This window comes from Armatimonadota bacterium (assembly GCA_031459715.1).
In the GTDB taxonomy this organism is placed as follows: domain Bacteria; phylum Sysuimicrobiota; class Sysuimicrobiia; order Sysuimicrobiales; family Humicultoraceae; genus Humicultor; species Humicultor tengchongensis.
Window position 1 is genome coordinate 1 of sequence record JAVKIA010000059.1, and the last position, 9,694, is coordinate 9,694.

The window sequence follows — 9,694 nt, forward strand, 5'->3', positions numbered from 1 at the left end:
CGCCGCCCGGGCCGCCCGCAGCGCCACCCCCCGGCGGGAGAGCGTGGTCAGAGCCAGCGCCGTGGCGTCGGCGGCGTGGTGAGCTGGAGGCGCCGCCAGGCCCAGCGCCTGCGCCACCACCGCCTGCACCTGGGCCTTACTCGCCCGCCCCGAGCCGGTCAGCGCCCGCTTCACCGCCGCCGGGCTCAGGTTCTCCACCGGGATGCCTGCTTGGGCCGCCGCCAGGGAGATGGCCCCCCGCAGGTGGGCCAGGTGCAGGGCTGTGCGCGGGAAGGTATGGTGGGCGAAGATGTCCTCCAGCGCCACCACCTGTGGACGGTGCTCCCGCAGGATGGCGGACAGGTGGCGGTGCACCTCGGCCACGCGCGCTGCCAGCTCCGGCTGCGCGCTGCGGATGAGACCCAGCTCAATCGCCCGGCAGCCCTGGCGGTCGCCCTGGACGATGCTGTAACCGGTGACCCGAAGGCCGGGGTCGATACCCAGCGCGGTGATCATCCGCACAGGTGTTCGTCGTCGCGGCGGAAGCCACCTGCTACCTCTCGGCCGCAGGTCACGGCAGGGCCTGGGGCGACCGAAGGTGTATCGCCTTCTGCCGGATGGCGCCGAGGTGGTAGGCGATGTGCGCCACAGCGGCCACGGCCTGGCCAAAGGCTTCCGCCTCCCTCGCAGCGTGGGCCTCCACCGTGCGGCTCAGCTCCTGGTACCTTTGTCGCAGGTCCTGCTGCAGCCGCTCCCACCGCGGGCCATCAACCGCGCTGACGCGCCAGGCCGCATCCAGGGACGCCAGGGTGCTAAACAACCCCGCCTCGGGGCGGTTGTCGGTGAAGTAGCTCCACTGCTGGGCCGGCCCCTCGCACGCTTCCCGCAACACGGCCAGGAGCTGACCGATTGCCATCTCTAGTGTGGTCTCCGACACACGACCCTCCCTGAGGGAAGAAGAGCAGCGGGCAGACTTTCACCCGGCCCGAGGCATCCCGCCGGGGCGGAACCAGACACCGTCCTTTAGGCGAAGTCTACCCGGCCTGTTGCAGGATCTCCTCCGGGATGTCGAAGTTGGCGTAGGCGCGCTGCACGTCCTCGTGATCCTCCAGCGCCTCCATAAGCTGGAGGAGCTGCCTGGCCTCCTTGCCCTCCACCCGGACAGTGCTGCGCGGCAGCATGGTCACATCGGCGGAGACCAGGGGGATGCCGCGCGCCTGCAGTGCCTGCTTCACCCGCAGGAAGTCCTCGGGCGCGGTGATGACCTCGTAGGTCTCGTCGCTGGTGCGGACGTCCTCGGCGCCGGCCTCCAGGGCCACCAGCATCAGGTCGTCCTCGGTCACGGCGTGTCTGTCCACCTGGAGCTCGCCCTTCTGCTCGAACATCCAGGCGACCGAACCGGCTTCCCCGAAGCGCCCCCCGTGCCGGGTGAAGAGGGCACGCACCTCGCTGGCGGTGCGGTTGCGGTTGTCGGTGACGGCCTCCACCAGCACGGCCACCCCGCCCGGCGCATACCCCTCATAGGTGACCCGCTCCAGCGCCGCCCCACTCCCCTCGCCGGTGCCGCGCTGAATGGCGCGCTGTATGTTCTCGTTGGGCATGCCGGCCTCGCGGGCCCGCTCGATGGCCGTGCGCAGGCGCGGGTTGCCCTCCGGGTTCCCGCCGCCCTCCTTGGCCGCCACGGTGATCTCTCGGGAGAGACGGCTGAAGAGCTTGCCTCGCACCTGGTCCATCTTCTGCTTCTTTATGCGGATATTGTGCCACTTCGAGTGGCCGGACATGGTTCCCTCCCCCCGCGGACTCCACTACCAAATTATAGCCCATCGGCGTGGACTGCTCCGGGCAGGAGGCCTGTCAGGCTCCCGCGTCGATCACGGTGATCGTCTTTGAGGTGGAGGCGCCCTGCGGCGCGGTGGCGGTGACCGTGATCACGTAGCGGATCCCCCGCACAGGGAAGGCGGGACGGAAGTCGAAGACAAAGCGGCCCTGGTCGTCCGCGGGGATGAAACTCTCCACGATGCGCACAGCCACCAGCCCGCTGTCCGCCGCAACCACGATGCGGATGGTGGCTCCGGGTGAGGCCCGCCCGGTGACGGCAAACGGCGTGCGCACCTGGGCCCCGTCGGTGGGCGTCTCGATCACCAGCGCCGGGCCCGGGAGCGGGGCGGAGGCACCCTCAGGCGGAGGTGTGGGCAGCGGTTCTGGTTCCGGTGGCGGTTCCGTCCCCCGGATGTAGAGCTCACCGCCCCGCTGCACGATCTCCTCCGGCCGCGGCCAGTCGTCCGGAGGGACGCCCTGTAGCGCCGGCTTCATGAAGCTGGCCCAGATCTCTGCAGGCAGGCCCCCGCCGACCACGCGCCGCATGGGCGTGTTGTCATCGTTTCCCACCCAGACCGCAGCCACCAGGTGCGGGGTGTAGCCGATGAACCAGGCGTTGCGGTAATCATCGGTGGTACCCGTCTTCCCGGCGGCGGGACGGCCCAGGGCGGCGGCCCGTCCCGTCCCCCGGGTGATCACGCCCTTCAGGATATCTGTCATCAGGTAGGCCACCGCCGGCGGCAGGGCCACCTCACGCTCCGGGTAGGCCTCGTACAGCACCCGGCCCTCGGCGTCCGTGACCTTGCCGATGGCCACCGGGCGGACGCGCACGCCCAGGTTGGCCAGCACCCCGTAGGCCGAGGCCATCTCCAACGGCGTCACGTCGGCGGTGCCCAGGGCCAGGGAGAGGTGCGGCTGCAGGGGACTGGTGATGCCCATGCGCTTGGCGTATTCCACCACCCGGTCTGCGCCCAGCTCGGCGATAGTCTTGGCGGCGGGGACGTTCACCGACTGTTCCACTGCCTGCCGCAGCCGGATGGGCCCGCGGAACTTCCCGTCGTAGTTCTTGGGCTTCCACGGCTTGGACCCACGGATCTCGAAGACGACCGGCGTGTCCTCCAACACCCTGTCTGGGGTGAAGCCGTTGGCCAGCGCGGTGACGTAGATAAAGGGCTTGAACGCCGAGCCGGGCTGGCGGCGTGCCTGCCAGGCTCGGTTAAACTGGCTCTGGGCGAAGTCGTAACCTCCGATCATGGCCTTGATGTGGCCGGTGCGCGGGTCGATGGCCACCAGCGCCCCCTGGGAGAGCCGGAGGTTGCGCTCCTGGCCCCGCTCGATCCCCCGGCGGACGGCCTTCTCCGCCAGTGCCTGCAGGCGGACGTCCAGCGTGGTGTAGACCTCCAGGCCGCCGCGGTAGACCGAGTCCTCGCCGAACCGCTCCAGCAGCTGCGGCAGGATGAAGGAGACGAAGTAAGGGGCGCGGATGCCTACCAGTCCGGCACTGGGGGGCTTCAGGATGATGGTCTGCTTCCTGGCCGCCGCTGCCTGCGCCGGACTGATCATTCCCAGCGCGACCATCCGCTCCAGCACCAGCGCCTGCCGCGCCCGGGCCAGTGCCATGTTGCGGTAGGGGGTGTAGACGGACGGCGCCCGGATGATCCCCGCGAGCATCGCCCCCTCAGCCAGGGTCAGCTCTGCAGCCGGCTTGCCGAAGTACACCCGCGCGGCCATCTCGATCCCGTAGGCGCCCTGGCCGAAGTAGTACTCGTTCAGGTAGCGCTCCAGGATCTCGTCCTTGGTCAGTCGCCGCTCGATCTCCAGGGCCAGGGCGATCTCGGTCAGCTTGCGGCTGACGGCGCGCTCCCGGCTCAGGAACAGCAGGCGGGCCAGCTGCTGGGTGATGGTGCTGCCGCCCTCCACCAGCTCCCCCGACTGCAGGTTGTGCCACATGGCCCGGGCGATGCCGATCAGGTCCACGCCCCGGTGCTGGTAGAAGCGGGCGTCCTCGATGGCCAGCACCGCCTGGCGCACGTGCAGCGGAATCTGCTGCAGGGGGACGGTGGCCCGGTTCTCCCGGAAGAGGCTGGCCACCAGCTCCCCGTTGGCCGCGTAGATGCGGGTGGCCCGGCTGGGCGGGCTGAAGACACGGGTGACGTCGGGCAGGTCGCGGCGGGCCACCGCCACCACCACACCGGCGCCCACCCCCAGCGCGACCAATGCGACGAGGATCAGGACGACCAGCACGGTCGCCAGCAGGGAAAGGCGGGAGCGTCGGGGGGCACGACGGATGGGGGAGCCGCTGCCGCGGTGCTGCGAGGATCGGGTCGGAAGCGCGGTCATCGCGTGGTTTCTTTATACCGCAAAAAGGCCTGGCGCCGCCAGCAGCCGCCGGGGGGAGGTGATCGGGGTCATCACCCGTCTGCTGATTGCCCCCGAAGCCCCGCTGGGCGGTATGGCTGACCTCCGCGTTGTGGAATCAATCCAGGAGCGAAAGGCCGTCATAGCCGGCCTGGGGGAGGCTTTCATCGCCCTGCCCGGGGGAATCGGCACGCTGGACGAGTTCTTCGGGGTTGTGTCCTGGACCCAGTTGGGACTGCAGCGCAAACCCTGCGGCCTGCTCAACGTTTCGGGGTACTACGACCGGCTGATCGCCTTCCTGGACCACGCCCTGGAGGAGGGCTTCATCCGGCCAGAGCACCGGCCGCCTATCCAGGTGGGCACACGGCCGGAGGAGCTGCTGCAGCGCTGGGGATCGCGTAGTCCGCCGCCCTCAGTGCCGGGCCACAGGCAGCAACCCGTGGCGCCGTCGAACGTCGTTGATCGTCTCCAGGACCCCGCGTTCCACCGGGTAGTCCGGCCGAAAGCCGATTTCGGCCTGCAACGCCGAGTCATCGAGCTCCCAGGCGAGGCCGAATGTCCCCGGGAAGTACTCAATCTGAGCCCCGGGGAGGAGCTGGGTGATGTAGCTACCCACCTCGCGGATGGACCGCACATCGAAACGCGTGTTAAAGACCAGTGTGCGCGTGCGCTCAACCCGAAGGTAGTACTCGATGGGCCTGGCTATGTCCTCCACAGAACTCGCCCAGACCACCTTCTTCAGATCCCAGAGGCGCGCCGCCTCCAGCACCGCCAGGTGGCTGCCCACGTTCACCTGCACGGCTTGCGGTGGATTGAGGTCACAGGCCGGATGCAGCAACGAGGCCAGGTGCGCAATGCGGTCGACGCGGTGAGTACGGATGGCCTCACCGAGATCCCGCAGGCTCTCCGCATGGCCGGGAACCACGATAACGGCGCCAAGCTCCTCAGGGGTGAGGATCTCCTGCAGGACATTGACCGGGGACGGATCGAGGAGCACGACCTTCTGCCCGGCACGCACCAGCCGGCGTGCCAGGTGCGCACCGATGAAGCCAGTCCCTCCGGTAATGAGCACACCCATGGAGGAGTCCTCCTCCGGATCCGCGCGCCCTGCTCACCCGACCCGCCTGGAGACCGCTCCCCGCAGGCGTCCCAGGGCGGGAACCAGCACAATGAGCAGGGTAGCCATGAGCAGCGCTACCGTCAGCGGCCTGGTGAAGACCACCCACAACTCGCGCTGGTACAGGAGCAGGGTTTGTCGGAAGTACACTTCCAGCAGCGGCCCCAGGACGAACCCCACCACCAGCGGAGCAAGAGGGAGGCCTACCTGCCGCAACCCGTAGCCCAGCACGCCCGCAGCCAGCATGACGGCCACGTCAAAGAGGCGGTTGTTCACGGAGTAGGTCCCCACCACCGAGATGGTGACTACGAGGGGAACGAGGATCACCATCGGGGTGCGGGTGATGCTGGCAAACAGGGGCACCAGGGGCAGGTTCAGGACCAGAAGCATGGCGTTCCCGATGTACATACTGGCCACAAGCCCCCAGAAGACATCCGGGTGCTGGGACATCAGCAGAGGGCCGGGAGTCACCCCGTGGACGACGAATCCCCCAAGCAACATGGCTGTGGCCGGGGCAAACGGCAACCCCAGCGCCAGGAGCGGCACCAGCGCCCCAGACGTGGCTGCGTTGTTGGCAGCTTCCGGACCGGCCACCCCCTCGATGGCGCCCCGGCCGAACTCCTCCGGCCATCGGGAAAGGCGCCGCTCGGTGGTGTACGAGGCCAGAGACGAGAGTAGCGGGGCGGGGCCGGGAATCAACCCGATGCCGAAGCCAAGGACGCTACCGCGGAGAATCGGTCCCAGGGAGCGCCGCAGCTCTGCAAAGGATGGATAGAGCCCGCGGAATCCCACCGGGACGGACGTGACACCGCGCGATTGTTGCCCTACGATGCTCAGCATCTCGGCGAAGCCGAAGAGCCCGATGACCAGCGCGGGAAGCGCAATGCCACCGCGGAGCGCCAGCTTCCCGAAGGTAAACCGGTCGACACCCGACATCAGGTCGGGCCCGACCGTTCCCAGGGCGATTCCGAAGAGCGCCATCATAACGGAGTGCGATGCCGCGCCGCCAGTCAGGCGCGTGAGGAGGGCCAAGCCCAGGAGGCAAACGCTGAAGTACTCGGCCGGGCCAAATGCCAGCGCCGCACTCGCCAGGGCGGGGGCGAAGAATGTCAGCCCGATCACACCCAGGGTCCCCGCGACGTACGAGCCGATGGCGGCGATGGCCAGCGCCGCTCCGGCCCGCCCTTTGCGGGCCATCTGATAGCCATCGAAGACGGTGACCATGCTTGCCGCCTCGCCAGGGACACTCACCAGGATGGAGGTCGTGCTCCCGCCGTACATAGCGCCATAGTAGATACCGGCCAGCATGATCATGGCGGCGCTGGTGTCAAGGGTGAAGGTAAAGGGAAAGAGGAGAGCCATGGTGGCCACGGAGCCGATCCCGGGGAGGACGCCCACGATAGTGCCGATGGTGACACCGAAGAGTGCGGCAGCCAGGTTCCGTGCGCTCAGCGCCACGGCAAACCCGTGCAGCAGTCCTTCCACGGCGCTCACAGGGGAATCGTGCCGCCGATGTCCAGTACGACCGTCTTCAGGTCAGCCATCTCCAGCAGGGTATACTTCCCTCCCCTGCGCCCGACACCGCTTATGGTGCCCGAGGCGCCTCCGCGGGGAAGGCGCGGATCACCCGGGAAGCTGTTGTCGTTAATGTTCACCAACCCGACCCGCAGGCGCTCCGCCAGCCGAAAGGCGCGGGCCACGTCCCGGGTAAAGATGGCTGCGGTATGGCCATAGGGACTGGCCTGAGCCAGCCGCAGGACATCAGCCTCGTCATCGAAGGGGACGAGGGCAGCCACAGGGCCGAATGTCTCCTCCAGGTGAAGACGACTGTCCGGTGGCACATCCGCCACCACTGCAGGAAGGAAGTACAGGGGCGTGGGGAACCCCTGCAGGCGCCGGCCACCAAACACGACACGCGCGCCGCGTGCGCTGGCGTCAGCCAGGTGCTCTTCCACTGTGCGCGCTGTGCGCTCGTTGTGCAAGGGACCCATGACTGTCTCCCGCTGGAAGGGATCCCCCACCCTGATCCGGCTCATAGCTTCCCTGAGCCGCACAGCCAGCGGGTCCTGTAGAGATCGATGGACCAGGACCCGCCCGGTCGCCGAGCATACCTGTCCTGCATTCCTGGTGCACCCCGTCAGGATCCTGGGCACTGCCAGATCCAGGTCCGCGTCGGCGAACACCACGGTCGGGCCATTGCCGCCCAGTTCCAGCAACTGCGGCTTCCCTGCAGCACGCGCCGCTACGGCTCGCCCCGTCGCCGAGCTCCCCACGAAAGCCACGGCATCGGTGCCCTCGTGTCCGGCGATTTCGTCGCCCACAACCGGCCCGGGGCCGAGAACGAGGTTGGCCACGCCCGGCGGAAGCGGCGCCTCCACCAGGCACTCCATGAGTTTGACCGCGCAAGTAGAGGTGGTCGGTGCTGGTACCCAGACGAAGCTGTTTCCCATGACCAGTGCGGCACTGATCAACTGGCTGGGGATCCCCACGGGGAAGTTCCAGGGCGTAATGATAGCGTACACTCCGCGGGGCTGGAGGAAAGTCAAGGCCCGCTTGTGCGGGTTCTCCACCGGGAGCAGTGGTGTCTCCAGCGCCATGGCGTACTCGGCCGCCAGGCGGAACCAGCCGGCCGCGTTCTGCACCTCCACTCTCGCTTCCGCGTGCAGCGGTTTCCCCTGCTCCAGGGTGATCCAGCCGGCCAACGCCTCCGCACGCTCCTGAATTAGGTCGGCGATGCGGCGGCAGAGGCGGACCCGCTCCGCCAGCGGGGTGTGCCCCCAGGTGGCTTGCGCCTCTCTCGCTGCGGCAAGCGCCTCGCGGGCATCCTCGCGCACCCCCCAGGGGACCACGGCCACGGGGCGCCCGGTGGCCGGGCTCACAATGGTGGTCCGTTGCCCGGACCGCCCGTTCACCCACTGGCCCCCGATGTACATGGCCAGTGGGATGGGCTCTGCCGTGGCCAGAGGGATGGACGTTCCGCGGTTGGAGGGAACTTCCATCGCAGGCTGTCCTCGACCAGAGAGTAAACTGACTAGGACTTGCATGTTACATTCTAAATGTAAAAGTATTACAATTCAAGCAGATTCGTACTGGTCTCCGAGCGGCTGGGATGGGTGCCTGGGATGTACTCGCCTGAAACCAAGCAGCGGGACTTCGTGCTTACCATCCCGTTCGCGCCGGGTGGCGTTGTCGACGCCATGGGGCGGGGGCTAGCGGAGGCTGCGCGCCCCCACCTCCCGGCACCGCTGCGGCTGCAGTACCGCCCGGGTGACGATGGCACGGTGGGCATCGTCGAGGTCCTCCGCGCTCCCCCGGACGGCCGCACCCTGGGACTTGCGGCTGTGGCCATCCTCGCAGTTCAACCGCATTTGCGCAAACTGCCGTACCGGTCTCCCGCCGACTGCGCACCGATCATCCGCATCGCCAGCATCCCGACCGTCCTGGTGGTGCGCCAGGATGCTTCCTGGCCCTCGCTTGCGGCGCTGCTCGAGGAAGCCCGGGCGCGGCCTGGCCGCCTGCGCCTGGGCCTTCCCGGCATCGGCAGAATCTCACACCTGAACGTGGCCCAGCTCCTGCACCTGGCCGGCGCACGCGTCACCGAGGTTGTCTTTGAAGGCCCCCAGCAGCTAGACGGCCTGCTGCAGGGTCAGGTGGATCTGGCAGTGGCGAATCAGAATGCCGTCCTCCGGGGCGTGCGGGCCGGCCACCTGCGCGTTCTTCTCGTCTTCCACACCCGGAGGTCACCACTGTTCCCCAGTGCCCCGTCGGCGCGCGAGTGCGGCTATGACCTGACGCTTGGTCCCTACCACTTCATGCTCGCACCCCGAGAGACACCTGCGGAAGTCATTCAAACGCTCCACGAGGCCTTCCGCGCTGCACTCACCGCGCCATCATTTGCCGCGGTGGCGTCGGAGCAGGGCTTCACCATCGACTACCAGGGGCCAGAGGCCCTGGCCGCCGACCTGGCGGAGCTGTTCGAACGGTACGGCCGCCTGGTGCGCATGCTGGGGCTCTCCGGGGCGGCAGGAATCCAGAAGGGATCCTCCATGACCCCTCAACACCTGGAATCGAGGAGGGAAGCACGATGAAGAGCACGTCGCGGATGGCATCGGCCTTGCTCCTGACGGCGTTCTTGGCGGTGGGGCTGGGCGCGTCGCCGCAGTATCCCAGCCGGCTCATCACCTTCGTGGTCCCGGGAGCACCCGGCAGCGGCACGGACATCATCGGGCGAGCCCTGGTGGAGGCTGCACAACCGTTCCTCCCGGTTCGCGCCGTGGTCATCAACAAACCCGGCGCCTCGGGCACCATTGGCTTCGCGGAGGTCGTGGGCGCAAAGCCCGACGGCTCCACCATCGGCATGTTTGCGGTGGCCATGGCCACTGTGCAGCCCCACCTCTCCAAGCTGCCTTACAATACGCCGAG

General features: G+C 68.2%; 9 protein-coding genes and 1 pseudogene. 3 read left to right on the plus strand and 7 right to left on the minus strand.

Annotated features, from left to right (window positions below; translation table 11 throughout):
* From QN152_13370 to QN152_13385, 4 genes are all read right to left on the minus strand, one after another.
* Window positions 1-495, minus strand: a 495-nt coding sequence (locus QN152_13370; protein ID MDR7540495.1) for a crossover junction endodeoxyribonuclease RuvC, incomplete at its 3' end; no start/stop codon positions are given.
* Between the two features lie 55 nt (window positions 496-550).
* On the minus strand, window positions 551-895 hold the full coding sequence (locus QN152_13375) for a hypothetical protein (GenBank protein MDR7540496.1): 345 nt from the start codon (window positions 893-895) through the stop codon (window positions 551-553).
* Between the two features lie 118 nt (window positions 896-1,013).
* Complete coding sequence (locus QN152_13380) at window positions 1,014-1,760, minus strand: YebC/PmpR family DNA-binding transcriptional regulator (GenBank protein ID MDR7540497.1); 747 nt, start codon at window positions 1,758-1,760, stop codon at window positions 1,014-1,016.
* 73 nt (window positions 1,761-1,833) lie between these two features.
* Window positions 1,834-4,137 (minus strand): PBP1A family penicillin-binding protein, encoded by a 2,304-nt coding sequence (locus QN152_13385; protein MDR7540498.1) that lies wholly within the window; start codon window positions 4,135-4,137, stop codon window positions 1,834-1,836.
* On the opposite strand from QN152_13385, the pseudogene QN152_13390 reads away from it, so the two are divergent.
* Window positions 4,085-4,528: pseudogene (locus QN152_13390) on the plus strand (LOG family protein). The gene QN152_13385 and the pseudogene QN152_13390 overlap by 53 nt on opposite strands.
* 39 nt (window positions 4,529-4,567) lie before the next feature.
* Here QN152_13390 and QN152_13395 read toward each other — a convergent pair.
* Genes QN152_13395 through QN152_13405 form a run of 3 tightly spaced genes read right to left on the minus strand, consistent with a single transcriptional unit; the run spans window position 4,568 to window position 8,271 of the window.
* A complete protein-coding gene (locus QN152_13395) occupies window positions 4,568-5,233 on the minus strand; it encodes an NAD(P)-dependent oxidoreductase (protein MDR7540499.1) in 666 nt (221 codons plus the stop codon).
* 33 nt (window positions 5,234-5,266) lie between these two features.
* A complete protein-coding gene (locus QN152_13400) occupies window positions 5,267-6,766 on the minus strand; it encodes a tripartite tricarboxylate transporter permease (GenBank protein ID MDR7540500.1) in 1,500 nt (499 codons plus the stop codon).
* Window positions 6,763-8,271, minus strand: coding sequence for an aldehyde dehydrogenase family protein (locus tag QN152_13405; protein ID MDR7540501.1), 1,509 nt, complete (start codon window positions 8,269-8,271; stop codon window positions 6,763-6,765). Before QN152_13405 ends, QN152_13400 begins: the two co-directional genes overlap by 4 nt.
* A 123-nt stretch (window positions 8,272-8,394) precedes the next feature.
* On the opposite strand from QN152_13405, the gene QN152_13410 reads away from it, so the two are divergent.
* Both QN152_13410 and QN152_13415 read left to right on the plus strand, forming a co-directional pair.
* On the plus strand, window positions 8,395-9,360 hold the full coding sequence (locus tag QN152_13410) for a tripartite tricarboxylate transporter substrate binding protein (protein MDR7540502.1): 966 nt from the start codon (window positions 8,395-8,397) through the stop codon (window positions 9,358-9,360).
* A partial coding sequence (locus tag QN152_13415) for a tripartite tricarboxylate transporter substrate-binding protein (GenBank protein ID MDR7540503.1) occupies window positions 9,357-9,694 on the plus strand: 338 nt, incomplete at its 3' end. The genes QN152_13410 and QN152_13415, both read left to right, overlap by 4 nt.